The organism is Nocardioides sp. AN3 (assembly GCF_054653495.1).
In genome coordinates, this window is sequence record NZ_BAAIGC010000106.1 from 1 (window position 1) to 285 (window position 285).

At 74.0% G+C, this 285-nt stretch carries 1 pseudogene; it reads right to left on the bottom strand.

Annotated features, from left to right (window positions below):
* A pseudogene (locus tag ACYQ1K_RS28000) lies at positions 1 to 285 on the bottom strand (hypothetical protein); the annotation flags it as partial.

Consider the following 285-nt stretch of genomic DNA (forward strand, 5'->3'; position numbering starts at 1 on the left):
CGGTGGCGCAGGTCGAGGGCAGCGGCAACCGTGCTGCGGGCCTTGGCCTCGGAGCACTCCAAGGCGATGCCGAGCTCGAGCAGGCACAGTTCCTGGACCTTGGGGGTGCCCTCGCCGCCGGGTCGGATCAGCTTGTCGCCGCCGAAGCGGACCGGGATCGCGCCGGGCTCGGCTTGGGGGTCGTTGCTGTGCAGGTCGGCCCAGTGCGCGGCGGTCTCGAGCTCCTCGACCTCGACATCGCGGCGACGGCGCACGCTGCCGGCCGCCACCTGGAGGGTGGCGGCC